We start from the raw sequence: 14,326 nt of genomic DNA on the forward strand, positions 1-14,326 counted from the left end.
TTGGGCTGCGAAGCGGCCCCAGAAAAGGCGCCGCAGAGTGTCAGATACAGTCAGGCTGAAGGTGTTGGGGCTGCTGCGCAGCCCAACGCGGGGCAAGCCCGCTCGCCACAGTGATGCCCAGTGAGACTTAGACGACTTCCAGCCGAACCTTGTGCTGATTCAACAACTGCACCAACGCCGGCACCGGCTGCTGATCAGTCACCAAACAATCCACCAGACTGATCGGCCCCAAGCGAATCATGGCATTGCGCCCGAATTTGCTTGAGTCCGCCGCCAAAATCACTTGGCGCGCATTGGCGATGATCGCCTGTGAAACCCGTACTTCCTGATAATCGAAGTCCAGCAGGCTGCCGTCTTCGTCAATCCCGCTGATACCCACCAGCGCAAAATCCACCTTGAACTGGTTGATAAAGTCGACACTGGCCTGGCCCACCACGCCGCCATCACGGCGCACGTTGCCGCCGGTGAGCAACACATCAAAATCGTCCTTGGCACTGAGCATGGTGGCGACGTTGAGGTTATTGGTGATGATTTTCAGGTGGTTGTGATTCAGCAGCGCACGGGCGATGGACTCGGTCGTGGTACCGATATTGATGAACAGCGAGGCGTGATCCGGGATTTGCGCTGCGATGGCTTCGCCGATGCGTTGTTTCTCGTCGCGCATCTGGTCGGCCCGCATGGCGTAGGCGGTGTTTTCAACGCTGGAGTCATAGGCCGCGCCGCCGTGGTAGCGGCGCAGCAGATTGGCGTCCGCCAGCTGGTTGATATCGCGGCGGATGGTTTGCGGGGTGACAACGAACAGCTGCGCCATTTCTTCGATACTGACGTAGCCGCGTTCGCGGACCAGCTCGAGGATTTGTTGTTGGCGGGGAGGCAGATTCATGGGGCGTCCTTTGGGCTGCCATACAAAAGTGGCCCATGATGACGCAGGAATCTGCTCCCTGCCAGTTACAACCCTCTATAGGTCCGGCGCTTGGCTTATTCAGCGCCTTCGTGCGGCTCCCAGTCACGGGTGCGGCTCACCGCTTTTTGCCAGCCGGCGTAGAGTTTTTCCTTGGCGGCTTCATCCAGTTGCGGTTCGAATTCGCGCTCGATCACGGCCTTGCCGCGCAACTCGTCCAGGCTGCCCCAGAAGCCACAGGCCAGGCCTGCCAGGTAGGCGGCGCCGAGTGCGGTGGTCTCGCGCATTTGCGGGCGCTCGACCTGGGTGCCGAGGATGTCGGCCTGGAACTGCATCAGGAAATTGTTGGCGACCGCGCCGCCGTCCACACGCAAGGCTTTGAGGCGTTCGCCGGAATCCTGCTGCATGGCGTCCAGTACGTCGCGGGTCTGGTAGGCAATCGACTCCAGGGCTGCACGAATAATGTGATCCACACGTACGCCACGGGTCAGGCCGAACAGCGCACCACGGGCATACGGGTCCCAATACGGAGCGCCCAGGCCGGTGAAGGCTGGCACCAGGTACACGCCGTTGCTGTCCTTGACCTTGCTGGCGAAGTATTCGGTGTCGGTGGCGTCGGCGATGATCTTCAGCTCGTCACGCAGCCATTGCACGGTGGAACCGCCGTTGAACACCGCACCTTCCAGGGCGTAAGCCACTTCGCCGCGCGGGCCGCAGGCGATGGTGGTGAGCATGCCGTGTTTGGATTTCACCGCCTTGTCGCCGGTGTTCATCAGCAGGAAGCAGCCGGTGCCGTAGGTGTTCTTGGCTTGGCCGGCTTCTACACACATCTGGCCGAACAACGCTGCTTGCTGGTCACCGGCGATGCCGCCGATGGCGATGCCGCTCTTGGTGCGGCCGTAGATTTCCGAGGACGACTTCACTTCCGGCAGCATTTCGCGCGGCACGTCGAGGATCTCCAGCATCTTCGCATCCCATTCCAGGGTGTGGATGTTGAAGAGCATGGTGCGTGAAGCGTTGGTGTAGTCGGTGACGTGGGTCTTGCCGCCGGTAAATTTCCAGATCAGCCAGCTGTCGATGGTGCCGAACAACAGCTCACCGTTGCGCGCACGCTCGCGGCTGCCTTCGACGTGGTCGAGGATCCACTTGAGCTTGGTGCCGGAGAAGTAGGGGTCGGTGACCAGGCCAGTGGTGTCATTGATGTATTGCTCGTGGCCATCGCGCTTGAGTTGCTGGCAGATCTCGGTGCTGCGGCGGCACTGCCAGACGATCGCATTGTAGATCGGGCGACCGGTGACTTTGTCCCACACCACGGTGGTTTCACGCTGGTTGGTGATGCCGATGGCGGCGACCTGGTCATGATGCAGGCCGGCTTGTGCCAGAGCCTCGACCATCACCGCGCTTTGGGTGGCGAAGATTTCCATCGGGTCATGTTCGACCCAGCCCGGCTGCGGGTAATGCTGGGTGAATTCACGCTGGGCGGTGCAGACCACGTTGGCGTCGCGATCGAAGATGATCGCGCGCGAACTGGTGGTGCCCTGGTCAAGGGCAATGATGTAGTTCTTATTCTGAATATCGGTCATGTCGATTGCCTTGGACGGAAATAAAGAAGTGAGTAATCAGCCTGGGCCGCAAAGGGGCAGTGGGCACCAGGCTGGCGTGTTCAGGAAATACGCGTCTTGCCGTTGACAGCCGTGTCAGGTGTTTCTTCATCTATAGCAGGTGCCGCGCTGGGCAGATGGCGAGCGATCAGCCCGCGATAGGCCGCAGCGCCGAGGCATGCGCCCACGATCGGCGCGAAAATCGGCACCAGGAAGTAAGGAATATCGCGACCACCGGTAAAGGCCATTTCACCCCAGCCAGCGAAAAAGGTCATCAGCTTGGGCCCGAAATCCCGCGCCGGGTTCATCGCAAAACCGGTCAACGGGCCCATGGCGCTGCCAATCACGGCGATCAACAGGCCGATCAGCAGTGGGGCCAATGCACCACGTGGCAGGCCGTTGTTGTCGTCGGTGAGGGCCATGATCACGCCCATCAGGATGGCGGTGATGACCACTTCAACCAGAAATGCCTGGGCGGTGCTCAGCAGCGCGTGGGGGTAGGTGGAGAATACCGACGCCAGTTCCAGGCTGGCCTGGGAGCCGCGAACCATATGGTGGGTTTGTTCGTAATCGAAAAACAGGTTGCTGTAGAGCGTGTACACCAAGGCCGCCGAGCAGAAGGCGCCGGCCACCTGAGCGAGAATGTAGAAGGGCAGTTTGCGTTTTTCGAAATCGGCAAAAATGCACAGGGCGATACTGACCGCTGGATTGAGGTGAGCCCCGGAAATACCGGCGGTGAGGTAGATCGCCATGCTGACGCCGATCCCCCAGATGATGCTGATCTCCCACAACCCGAAGCTGGCACCCGCGACCTTGAGCGCAGCGACACATCCTGTACCGAAGAAGATCAGAAGCGCAGTCCCCAGGAATTCGGCCATGCATTGGCTCGAAAGTGAAGGCTGTTGAAGAGCAGTTGTCATGGAAAACCTCGATTGTTGTTCTTGTCTGGCGCACAACCTCATCGGGTTGTTGCGCGATTTTCACCGTGGCCAGGATCCCCATCCTGTCCGCGGCTTACTGCTGGAGTACTGCAGCACTATTCCTACAGTATTCGGAAACGAAAAAATATAGACAAGAATGACGGCTGTCAAAGGTCGAAAGTGAACGATCGGTCATTTTCCAACTATAGGTCTGGTGAATGATCACGCCAGGGGCGAGGTGGGCTTCTCTTTCCAGTGGGCGTACTAGAGCCTTTTGCATGGCCTTGGCCTAGAATTGGCCATCTGTTTGCCACGCCCGGAGCCTTCATGACCCCTGCATTGGATTTGTTGAAAAAAGTTCGCGCCGAACATCGCATCCATAGTTATGAACACGACCCCAAGGCTGCCTCCTATGGCCTGGAGGCCGCGGAAAAATTGGGCCTCGACCCGGCGCAGGTGTTCAAGACGCTGTTGGCCAGCAGCGAGAAAGGCGAATTGCTGGTGGCCGTGGTGCCGGTCGTCGGAAGCCTGGATTTAAAAGCCCTGGCTCAGGCGGCTGGGGTGAAAAAAGTCGAAATGGCCGACCCGGCTGCGGCGCAGCGTTCCACGGGTTACTTGTTGGGTGGCATCAGCCCGTTGGGGCAGAAGAAGCGTTTACGCACGTTTATCGATGTGACGGCGCAGCCGTTCGCGACGATTTTTGTGAGTGCGGGGAGGAGGGGGTTGGAAGTGGAGCTGCCGGCGGCGGTGTTGGCTGAGCAGACCCAGGCCAAATTTGCGGAAATTGGCCGGGCGTAATCTTATGCTACTGAAGATCTAATGTGGGAGGGGGCTTGCTCCCGATGGCGGTGTGTCAGCTACAAATAAGCTGACTGAAACACTGCTATCGGGAGCAAGCCCCCTCCCACATTTTTGATTGAGTTTCGTCAGAGATCAGTTGGCGGGGCTGTAGCGGCGCACCCCTGACTCGGCGTGAGGAATCTGCGCAGCGGTACTGCCTGAGGCCTGGAATAGAACCAAGTGTTCGGCGGCCACCCGAATCCCCACGTCCACGCCAACCTGATGATCCGCATGGCTCGGGAAAATAGACTCCAGCTGCGCACCCGTCGGCAACTGCAAACGGTATAGCGTCGAAGCGCCCAGAAACGTCTTGCCGACAATCCGTGCTTTCAACGCGCTGTCTGGCGCATAAACGATATCATCTGGGCGCAGCAACACGTCCACGGCGCCACCGGTTGGCCAGGTGTAGGCACGGTTGCCGCGCAAGTCACCCAGTTCGGTGCTGACCGATTCCGGTGAGCTCAATTGCCCGCGAATGAAATAACCCTGGCCGATAAAGCTCGCGACGTAAGGCGTCTGCGGCTCGTGATAAAGGTTGTAGGGCGTGTCCCACTGTTCAAGGCGGCCTTCCTTGAACACCCCCACCTGGTCGCTCACGGCGAACGCTTCTTCCTGATCGTGGGTGACCAGAATCGCGCTGGTGCCGCGAGCCTTGAGGATGTCGCGCACCTCATGGCTGAGCTTGCGCCGCAGTTCGCCGTCGAGGTTGGAAAACGGTTCGTCCAACAGCAACAGCTGCGGCTCCGGCGCCAGGGCGCGGGCGAGGGCGACGCGTTGTTGCTGGCCGCCGGACAGCTCGTGAGGGAAGCGTTTGCCGAGGTTTTTCAGGTTGACCAGTTCGAGCAATTCCGCGACCACGCGATCTTTTTGCGGGTGCTTGCGAATGCCGAAGGCAATGTTGTCGGCCACGCTGAGGTGGGGAAACAGCGCGTAGTCCTGGAACACCATGCCGATACGACGTTTCTCCGGTGCCAGTGTGAAACCGGCGCTGGAAATCACTTCGCCGGCCAGGCTGATTTCGCCTTCGTGCACCGGCTCGAACCCGGCAATCGCGCGCAGGGTGGTGGTTTTGCCGCAGCCCGAGGAGCCCAGCAGGCAGCCGATGTCGCCAGCGTTGAGGTGCAGGTTAAGGTTCTGCACCACCCGTTGATCTTGATAGCCGCATGCCAGATTGCGCAGGTTCAGCAGTAATGGCTGGCTCATGCGTGGCGGTACGACGGCTGCACAAGGAATTCGAGCAGCGCCTTTTGCGCGTGCAGGCGGTTCTCGGCCTGGTCCCAGGCGACCGAACGTTTGTCGTCGAGCAAGTCGAGGCTGATTTCCTCGCCGCGGTGCGCAGGCAGGCAGTGCATGAACAGCACGTCCGGTGCCGCCAGGTCGAGCAGGGCGCGGGTCACCTGGAACGGTGCGAACAAGGCGAGACGCTTGGCGGTTTCTTCTTCCTGGCCCATTGAGGTCCACACGTCGGTGCTGACCAGGTGCGCGCCGAGCACGGCGTCGCGCGGGTCGCGCACGAGGGTGACGCGGTCACCGGCTTGCTCCAGAAAGCGTGCTTCGGGCTCGTAGCCCTCAGGGCAGGCGATGCGCAACTGGAAGTCGAACTGGATCGCCGCTTCTATATAGCTGTTGCACATATTGTTGCCGTCGCCGATCCAGGCCACGGTTTTGCCCTGGATCGAGCCACGGTGCTCAAGGAAGGTTTGCATGTCGGCCAGCAACTGGCACGGGTGCAGGTCATCGGACAGGCCGTTGATCACTGGCACGCGGGAGTTGGCGGAAAATTCGGTCACGGTACTGTGGGCGAAGGTGCGGATCATCACCGCATCGAGCATGCTCGACATCACGATGGCGCTGTCGGCGACCGTTTCGCCACGACCCAGCTGGGTGTCGCGCGAAGACAGGAAAATGGCCTGGCCGCCGAGCTGGATCATGCCGGCTTCGAACGACACGCGGGTGCGGGTCGAGGACTTCTCGAAAATCATCCCGAGCACACGGTTTTTCAAAGGCTCGAACAGTACGCCGCGGTTACGCAGGTCTTTAAGCTCAATGCCTCGACGGATCACGCTGACCAGCTCTTCGGGCGTGCAATCCATCAGGGAGAGAAAGTGCCTTGCGCTCATCATTAACTACCTTTTTGCAACAGACCGCAGATACTCAAAGCCTTGTTTATTGTGACAACGGGCGAGACCTGCGGCGAAAGCCGCACGGGGCGACGAAATAGGGGAAGGCGCGATCTTATAATTAAATGTCGCGTCTTACCAATAGGGCTACGGTTTTTAAGGGTGTTCAAGAGGGGCGTAAAGACGCTTTTGAAGACAATTACCGGACAGCAGCGGGCCATTTGTACACTGGCGTCGAGATATTTTGCAATGCGCCGGGGCGGGTCCAGGCCAGACTGCGTCGGTTTCAGAGGCCTGCGGGCGGGTTTTGAAACATTTGCTCACGCTTAGCCATGCCTTGGCCTGATGCCACTCGATTCACCGGGCGAACGTTGGTGGTGCTCGCCTCGGTCGCAGCCCATAGTGAAATCAAAGCCTGATAAAGAGACTGGCCATGACCAAGACTCTCCACCACCGTGCCTGCCATCTGTGTGAAGCCATTTGCGGGCTCACCCTGGAAACCACTCGAGCCGACGACGGCAGCCTGGCGATCACTTCGATCAAAGGCGACCCGCTCGACACCTTCAGCCGCGGGCATATCTGCCCCAAGGCGGTGGCGCTGCAGGATATTCAGAATGACCCGGACCGCCTGCACCAGCCTATGTTGCGCGAGGGCAGTGAATGGCGGCCGATTGCGTGGGAAGAAGCCTTTGCGCTTGTAGCCGAACGGCTGTCAGGCATCCAGGCCCGGCATGGGCAGAACGCGGTGGCGGTGTATCAGGGCAACCCCAGCGTGCATAACTATGGGCTGATGACTCACAGCAACTACTTCCTCGGCCAGTTGAAGACGCGCAATCGCTTTTCGGCGACTTCTGTCGACCAGTTGCCCCATCACCTCACCAGCCATTTGATGTACGGGCATGGTCTGCTGCTGCCGATTCCGGACATCGACCACACCGACTTCATGTTGATTCTGGGCGGCAACCCGCTGGCGTCCAACGGCAGCATCATGACCGTGCCCGACGTGGAAAAACGCCTCAAGGCGATCCAGGCGCGAGGCGGAAAAGTGGTGGTGGTCGACCCACGGCGCAGCGAGACGGCGGCGATAGCCGACCAGCACCTGTTCGTGCGCCCGGGCGGCGATGCGGCGTTGCTGTTCGGTGTGCTCAATACCCTGTTTACCGAGAACCTGACGCGCGACAGTCATTTGCCGGTTGAAGGCCTGGAAGAGGTGCGCCATGCAATCGCCGGGTTCACCGCCGAGGCCATGAGCCGCCAATGCGCGGTGCCCGCCGAGCAGATCCGCCAGTTGGCGCGGGATTTTGCCGCAGCAGATAAAGCGGTGTGCTACGGGCGTATGGGCGTGTCGACCCAGGCTTTCGGCACGCTGTGCCATTGGCTGGTGCAGTTGATCAACCTGGTCACTGGGAACGTTGATCGCGTCGGCGGTGCTTTGTGCACCACACCGGCGGTTGATCTGGTCGCCTCCACCGGCGGCGGGCATTTCAATCGCTGGCAGAGTCGCGTATCCGGTCGCCCTGAGTACGGCGGTGAGCTGCCGGTGTCGGCCCTGGCTGAAGAAATGCTTACCGAGGGCGAAGGGCAAATCCGCGCGCTGGTGACGGTGGCGGGCAACCCCGTGCTATCGACGCCAAACGGGCGGCAACTGGAGCAGGCCCTGGAAGGTCTGGAGTTCATGGTCAGCATCGACCTCTATATCAACGAGACCACGCGGTACGCCGACCTGATCCTGCCGTCGACCTCGGCGCTGGAGAATGATCACTACGACACCACGTTCAATATGTTCGCGGTGCGCAACGTCACCCGTTTCAATCGCGCGATTCTGCCCAAGCCTGAGGGCGCGCTGCATGACTGGGAGATCTTTGTCGGCCTGGCAGAGGCGTTTTCAGCGCAGACCGGCGTCGCCCTCAAACCCACCCTGCCGCCCGCACAGATGATCGACTTCGGGTTGCGCGCGGGGACATACGGTGACGCCTCCGAACACAAACTCTCGGTGGCGATGCTGGCCGATCATCCCCATGGCGTCGATCTGGGCCCGTTGCATGCCAATCTTGCGGCGCGCTTGAAAACCACCAACGGCAAGGTGCAGGCGGCGCCGGCTGTGATCCTCGCGGACCTTGCACGCTTTGCGGCGCAACCGGTGCCGGTGGCCGACGAACTACTGCTGATCGGCCGTCGTCACGTGCGCAGCAACAATTCCTGGATGCACAACTATCACCGCTTGGTGAAAGGCAAGCCGCGCCATCAGTTGCTGATGCACCCGGATGACCTGGCCAGCCGCCAACTGAGCGACGGCCAGCGCGTGCGTGTCAGCTCGCGCATCGGCATGATCGAAGTGGAAGTGGTCGCCAGCCTGGATATGATGCCCGGCGTGGTCAGCCTGCCGCACGGTTGGGGTCACGGTCGCCCAGGCGTGCAGATGAGCATCGCCAGCGGTCAGCCGGGAGCCAGCGCGAATGACCTGACCGACGAGCGGCAACTCGACGAATTGTCGGGGAACGCCGCGCTGAACGGCGTGCCGGTGCAGGTGGCCGCCGCATAAGGCCCGAGCACCGCGCTGGAATTTTGCGTTACAATGCGCCACCGTGCCGACCTGTGAGTCGCAAAGTTCCAGCCGAGGTGTTCCATGGATATCATCGAAACGATCAAAGAGCAGATTGCTGCCAACACCATTCTGCTTTACATGAAGGGCGCGCCGAATGCTCCTCAGTGCGGTTTCTCCGCGAAGGCCTCCCAGGCCATCATGCAATGTGGCGAGAAATTCGCTTACGTGGATATCCTGCAAAACCCTGAAATCCGCGCCAACCTGCCGAAGTACGCCAACTGGCCGACATTCCCGCAACTGTGGGTAGCCGGTGAGCTGGTCGGCGGCAGCGACATCATCACTGAGATGGCAGCTGATGGTTCGTTGCAAGCGCTGATCAAAGACGCAGCGGCAAACGCGGCGGCCAAAACCGACGCTTGATTCGCCTGCAATAAAAAAGCCCCGCTTCTCGACAGAGAGCGGGGCTTTTTTGTACCTGCGCGAAGTGGGTTATTCGCCCATCTGCGATTGCAGGTAGTTTTCCAGGCTGACTTTAACGATCAGGCCCTGTTGGGTTTCCAGCCAGTCGATATGTTCTTCCTGGTCTTCCAGAATATCTTCGAGCAGTTCACGGCTGCCAAAGTCGCCCTTGGTTTCAGCGTGAGCGATGGCGGCCTTGAGGTCGCTGTGGCTCTTGCGCTCAAAACCCAGGTCGCTGCTGATCATTTCCTCGGTGTGTTCGCCGATGTTCAGCTTGCCCAGGTCCTGCACGTTCGGCAGGCCTTCCAGGAACAGGATGCGCTTGATCAGCGCGTCAGCGTCCTTCATGGCTTTGATCGATTCTTTGTATTCACGCTTGCCGAGCTTTTCCAGGCCCCAATCGTCGTACATGCGCGCATGCAGAAAGTACTGATTGATCGCGACCAGTTCATTGGCAAGGATTTTGTTGAGTTGCTGGATGACTGAAATGTCGCCTTTCATGACTGGGGTCCTGCCCTGTAATCGCTGTGTAGGGGCAGAGTTTGAGCGGCGAAAACCCGAGTGTCAAACCTAAGTTATTGAATAATAAATGAAAATTAATCGGAATAAGAATGTTTGTGTTCCGCGTCTTGGCGCTAACTAATTGAATTACGGGCATAAAAAAACCGGACACTGAGTCCGGTTCTTTAAAACACGCCTGATTAAGCGTGTGTAAATTCTGCTGTGTAGGGGAGTGCGGCCTGGGCTGTTTGCAGCTGTGTCAGGGTTTCCCGTACCACTTGCTTGGCGAGGCAAGCACATTTACCGCACTGGCTGGCAACGCCGGTGGTTTCACGCACTTCTTTGTAGCTGCAGCAACCTTCATAGATTGCTTCGCGGATTTGTCCGTCGGTGACGCCAGTACAGAGGCAGACATACATAAGGGAGAACCGTCGCGGGTTTAAGGCTTAAGTGCGATGGATCTTAATGTTAACGAGAATGATTGTCAAAGTAGATTCGCAGGACTTTGCTCGCGCTGACGAACGGTTTTTTCCGTGTATGATGGCCGGTCTTCACGAAGCGTGACTGTGTCACAGGGCTGTCGCTTGATAGCAGCAGACTTGGGCCGGTCCTTTTACTTCAATCGTCACCCTTGCATCAGGAGATACCCAATGAGCGTACTCGTCGGCAAACAAGCCCCGGATTTCGACGTACCTGCCGTCCTCGGCAATGGCGAAATCGTAGACAGCTTCAAGCTGTCTGAAGCCATCAAAGGCAAATACGGCCTGGTGTTCTTTTACCCGCTGGACTTCACCTTCGTCTGCCCGTCCGAGTTGATCGCTCTGGACCACCGCATGGACGATTTCAAGGCACGCAACGTTGAAGTGGTAGCCGTTTCCATCGACTCCCATTTCACCCACAACGCCTGGCGCAACACTGCCATCAATGATGGCGGCATCGGCAAAGTCAAATACACCATGGCTGCCGACATGAAGCACGACATCGCCAAGGCCTACGACGTTGAGTCCGAAGGCGGCGTGGCCTTCCGTGGCGCGTTCCTGATCGACGACAAGGGCGTTGTGCGCTCGCAGATCATCAACGACCTGCCGCTGGGCCGTAACATGGAAGAGCTGATCCGTCTGGTTGACGCCCTGCAATTCCACGAAGAGCACGGCGAAGTCTGCCCTGCCAACTGGAAAAAAGGCGACAAAGGCATGAACGCTTCGCCAGAAGGCGTTGCGGCTTACCTGACCGAGAACGCTGGCAAGCTGTAAGCCAGATTCGCGGGACAAAAAAACCGGCCTGAGAAGGCCGGTTTTTTTATGCGCTGCATTTGGGTGTGTGGCGAGCGGGCTTCTGTGGCGAGCGGGCTTGCCCGCGTTGGGCTGCGCAGCGGCCCCAATAAGACCGCCGCGGTTAACCTGTTAAACCACGGTGTCAGGATCTGGGGCTGCTTCGCAGCCCAACGCAGGGCAAGCCTGCTCGCCACAACAAGCCTGCTCGCCACAACAAGCCCGCTTGCCACAACAAGCCCGCTTGCCACAACAAGCCTGCTTGCTAGAAAAAGCCTGTCAGTCGCCGAAATCTTCCCAACCGCCCATCTGCTTCCAGCGGTTGACGATGCCGCAGAACAGCTCGGCGGTCTTCTCGGTGTCGTAGCGAGCCGAGTGGGCCTCACGGCCGTCAAAGTCGATACCGGCTGCCTGGCAGGCTTTCGCCAATACCGTCTGGCCATAAGCCAGGCCGGCAAGGGTCGCGGTGTCGAAGCTGGAGAACGGGTGAAACGGGTTGCGCTTCATGTCCAGGCGCGTCACGGCGGCGTTGAGGAAGCCCAGGTCGAAGCTGCTGTTGTGGCCGACCAGGATCGCGCGTTTGCAGCCATTGGCCTTCAATGCCTTGCGCACGCCACGGAAGATGTCGGTCAACGCTGCTTCTTCACTGACCGCCATGCGCAGTGGGTGATCAAGCTTGATGCCGGTGAACTCCAGCGCGGCGGCTTCAATATTCGCACCTTCAAACGGCTCGACGCGGAAGAAGTGGGTGTGCTCCGGGAACACAAAGCCCTGTTCATCCATGCCAATCGTCGTTGCAGCGATTTCCAGCAATGCGTCGGTGGCGCAGTTGAAACCACCGGTTTCTACGTCGATGACAACCGGCAGATAGCCGCGAAAGCGCTCGGCCATCGGGTGGCGAGAGCCGCCGCCACTGTGCTCGTGTTCGTCGTCGTAATGGTCTTCACTCACTTGCTTTCCTCCAGCAGGCGCCAGCGCAGTGTTTCACCGGCGCGCAGCGGGATAACAGTCAGCTCGCCAAACGGCAGGCTGGCAGGGGCGGTCCAGTCTTCACGAACCAGGGTAATGCGGTCGGTGTTCGCCGGCAGGCCGTAGAAACGCGGGCCGTTGAGGCTGGCAAAGCCTTCAAGTTTGTCCAACGCATTACGCGATTCGAACGCTTCAGCGTACAGCTCAATCGCCGCATACGCGGTGTAGCAACCGGCACAGCCGCACGCGGCTTCTTTGGCGTGCTGGGCGTGAGGCGCGGAGTCGGTGCCGAGGAAAAACTTCGGGCTGCCGCTGGTGGCGGCATCCAGCAAGGCCACCTGGTGGGTGTTGCGCTTGAGGATCGGCAGGCAATAGAAGTGCGGCCGAATCCCGCCCACCAGCATGTGGTTGCGGTTGTAGAGCAAGTGATGCGCGGTGATGGTTGCGCCAACGTTGGCCGAGGCCTCGTTCACAAACTGCACGGCATCGGCAGTGGTGATGTGTTCAAACACCACCTTCAAGGTCGGGAACAGCTCGACCACACGGCGCATATGCTCGTCGATGAAGATCTTTTCACGGTCGAACACGTCGACGTCGCCACGGGTGACTTCACCGTGGATCAACAGCGGCATGCCGACTTCAGCCATGGCTTCGATGGCGGGCAGGATCTTGTCGATGCTGGTCACGCCGGAATCGGAGTTGGTGGTCGCGCCCGCCGGGTAGAGCTTGGCGGCGTACACGAAGCCGCTGGCCTTGGCTTCACGAATTTCTTCAGGCTGGGTGCGGTCGGTGAGGTAAAGCACCATCAACGGTTCGAAGCGGCTGCCGGCCGGGCGCGCAGCGAGGATTCGCTGGCGATAGGCATCGGCTTGCTCGGCATTACGTACCGGAGGTACCAGGTTAGGCATGATGATGGCGCGGCCAAACGTGCGCGCGACATCGGCCACAGTTTGGGGTAACGCAGCACCATCGCGAAGATGAATATGCCAGTCGTCGGGACGCAGCAGGGTCAGGCGGTCGGACATTGGGGATTCCAGGCGGGTCAATCTGGTGGGAATGCTACCGGAAAAGACTCTTGCAGGCACTCGCTATCAAGTTTTGCTGCAGGCGTCCGATATCCCTGGGTATGCCTTAACGACGTATGACGCTTTGAAGTGTTGTAGAAACCAGTGGAGCCTCCCGTGCGCCAGCATTATCTAGCCCTGCTCAGTGTGTTCGCCAGCCTGCCTGCAATGGCCCTCACGTTCCAGACACGTCTGGAGAACATTGAGTGGAAGGTGGAAGGTGACCAGTTCGAGTGCCGCCTGACCCAGCCGATCACCGATTTCGGCTCGGGTGAGTTCGTGCGCCGGGCGGGCGAGCAAGCGACGTTTCGCCTCAAAGCCTACAACGGCGCACTGGGCGCGGGCTCTGCCACTCTATTGGCCGCCGCCGCACCCTGGCAGCCGGGCCGTGGTGATATCAACCTGGGCGCCGTGCGTGTCGGCAGTGGCGATGTGCTGTTCAACAGTTCCCAGGCCCAGGCGGGGCGGTTGTTCGCCGGTTTGCTCGAAGGGCGCAGCCCGACCGTGCGGCACTACGGACGCGAAGGTGGCTACTCGGAAATTCGCCTTTTACCGGTGAAGTTCAACAAGGCGTTCAATGATTATCAGCTGTGCACCACCAAGCTGCTGCCGATGAATTACGACCAGGTCAAACAGACTGAAGTCGGCTTCCCCGGTGGCGGTATCGAGCTGGACGCAGCGGCGAAGAAGAAACTGGCAGTGATTGTCGCGTTCATGAAGGCTGATCCCACGGTTAACCATATCGAGTTGAACGGCCATTCCGACAACAGCGGCAATCGCCTGACCAACCGTGACGTCTCACGCCGTCGCGCCCTCGCAGTGACGGACTACTTCAAGGAAAACGGCATCCCGGAATCGCAGATAACCATGCGTTTCCACGGCGAGAGCTACCCGTTGGCCCCCAACACCAATGCCGCCAACCGGGCACGTAACCGTCGCGTGAATATTCAGCTCGAACGCGTGGCTGCGCCTGAAAAACCGGCACCTCAGGCCACTGCCCCGAGCAACCCTGCCCACACCTCCTGAGGTGCGACCATCGGTCGCCCTCTCGACATAATCTGTCGCTTTATCTTCATTTGCTGTCGCGCCCCTGTAATTTCATGGTTTTGGTCGGTAGAATCGTCGCCTTTCCGTA

General features: G+C 59.6%; 14 protein-coding genes. 5 read left to right on the forward strand and 9 right to left on the reverse strand.

The window, feature by feature from the left end:
• Positions 1–127 precede the first annotated feature (127 nt).
• The 3 genes from BFW87_RS17260 to BFW87_RS17270 all read right to left on the reverse strand — a co-directional run bounded on the left by BFW87_RS17260 (position 128) and on the right by BFW87_RS17270 (position 3,422).
• The gene (locus BFW87_RS17260; protein WP_010212755.1) at positions 128–883 is read right to left on the reverse strand and encodes a DeoR/GlpR family transcriptional regulator; all 756 of its coding nucleotides are present in this window, start codon (positions 881–883) and stop codon (positions 128–130) included.
• A 95-nt stretch (positions 884–978) separates the two neighbouring features.
• Positions 979–2,484 (reverse strand): glycerol kinase GlpK, encoded by a 1,506-nt coding sequence (gene glpK / locus BFW87_RS17265; RefSeq protein WP_078740963.1) that lies wholly within the window; start codon positions 2,482–2,484, stop codon positions 979–981.
• Between the two features lie 80 nt (positions 2,485–2,564).
• The gene (locus BFW87_RS17270; RefSeq protein WP_078740964.1) at positions 2,565–3,422 is read right to left on the reverse strand and encodes an MIP/aquaporin family protein; all 858 of its coding nucleotides are present in this window, start codon (positions 3,420–3,422) and stop codon (positions 2,565–2,567) included.
• A gap of 327 nt (positions 3,423–3,749) precedes the next feature.
• On the opposite strand from BFW87_RS17270, the gene ybaK reads away from it, so the two are divergent.
• Positions 3,750–4,220: a Cys-tRNA(Pro) deacylase gene (ybaK, locus tag BFW87_RS17275; protein ID WP_078740965.1), complete on the forward strand. Its 471-nt coding sequence runs from the start codon at positions 3,750–3,752 to the stop codon at positions 4,218–4,220.
• A 135-nt stretch (positions 4,221–4,355) separates the two neighbouring features.
• On the opposite strand, the gene BFW87_RS17280 is transcribed toward ybaK, so the two are convergent.
• Positions 4,356–5,465 (reverse strand): ABC transporter ATP-binding protein, encoded by a 1,110-nt coding sequence (locus tag BFW87_RS17280; protein WP_078740966.1) that lies wholly within the window; start codon positions 5,463–5,465, stop codon positions 4,356–4,358.
• Positions 5,462–6,382, reverse strand: coding sequence for an ornithine carbamoyltransferase (argF, locus tag BFW87_RS17285; protein WP_078740967.1), 921 nt, complete (start codon positions 6,380–6,382; stop codon positions 5,462–5,464). Before argF ends, BFW87_RS17280 begins: the two co-directional genes overlap by 4 nt.
• A gap of 433 nt (positions 6,383–6,815) precedes the next feature.
• On the opposite strand from argF, the gene BFW87_RS17290 reads away from it, so the two are divergent.
• Positions 6,816–8,924, forward strand: coding sequence for a molybdopterin oxidoreductase family protein (locus tag BFW87_RS17290; RefSeq protein ID WP_078740968.1), 2,109 nt, complete (start codon positions 6,816–6,818; stop codon positions 8,922–8,924).
• A gap of 84 nt (positions 8,925–9,008) precedes the next feature.
• On the forward strand, positions 9,009–9,347 hold the full coding sequence (gene grxD, locus BFW87_RS17295) for a Grx4 family monothiol glutaredoxin (RefSeq protein WP_078740969.1): 339 nt from the start codon (positions 9,009–9,011) through the stop codon (positions 9,345–9,347).
• 69 nt (positions 9,348–9,416) lie between these two features.
• On the opposite strand, the gene bfr is transcribed toward grxD, so the two are convergent.
• The gene (gene bfr, locus BFW87_RS17300) at positions 9,417–9,887 is read right to left on the reverse strand and encodes a bacterioferritin (RefSeq protein ID WP_078740970.1); all 471 of its coding nucleotides are present in this window, start codon (positions 9,885–9,887) and stop codon (positions 9,417–9,419) included.
• Positions 9,888–10,087: 200 nt separating this feature from the next.
• On the reverse strand, positions 10,088–10,306 hold the full coding sequence (locus BFW87_RS17305) for a bacterioferritin-associated ferredoxin (protein ID WP_078740971.1): 219 nt from the start codon (positions 10,304–10,306) through the stop codon (positions 10,088–10,090).
• 231 nt (positions 10,307–10,537) lie between these two features.
• Here BFW87_RS17305 and BFW87_RS17310 point away from each other — a divergent pair, with 231 nt between their 5' ends.
• A complete protein-coding gene (locus BFW87_RS17310) occupies positions 10,538–11,140 on the forward strand; it encodes a peroxiredoxin (RefSeq protein ID WP_003172097.1) in 603 nt (200 codons plus the stop codon).
• A 297-nt stretch (positions 11,141–11,437) separates the two neighbouring features.
• Here the strand turns inward: BFW87_RS17310 and rnt are convergent, their stop codons facing one another.
• Positions 11,438–12,109 carry a ribonuclease T gene (gene rnt / locus BFW87_RS17315; protein WP_078740972.1) on the reverse strand — a complete coding sequence of 224 codons (672 nt, stop codon included), beginning with the start codon at positions 12,107–12,109 and terminating at the stop codon, positions 11,438–11,440.
• On the reverse strand, positions 12,106–13,152 hold the full coding sequence (gene pyrC, locus BFW87_RS17320; protein WP_078740973.1) for a dihydroorotase: 1,047 nt from the start codon (positions 13,150–13,152) through the stop codon (positions 12,106–12,108). The genes rnt and pyrC overlap by 4 nt, the downstream gene beginning before the upstream one ends.
• A 156-nt stretch (positions 13,153–13,308) precedes the next feature.
• Between pyrC and BFW87_RS17325 the strand changes: the two genes are divergently transcribed.
• Positions 13,309–14,217, forward strand: coding sequence for a flagellar protein MotY (locus tag BFW87_RS17325; RefSeq protein WP_078740974.1), 909 nt, complete (start codon positions 13,309–13,311; stop codon positions 14,215–14,217).
• Positions 14,218–14,326: the final 109 nt, after the last annotated feature.

It is taken from the genome of Pseudomonas fluorescens (assembly GCF_002022275.1).
Classification (GTDB): domain Bacteria; phylum Pseudomonadota; class Gammaproteobacteria; order Pseudomonadales; family Pseudomonadaceae; genus Aquipseudomonas; species Aquipseudomonas fluorescens_AJ.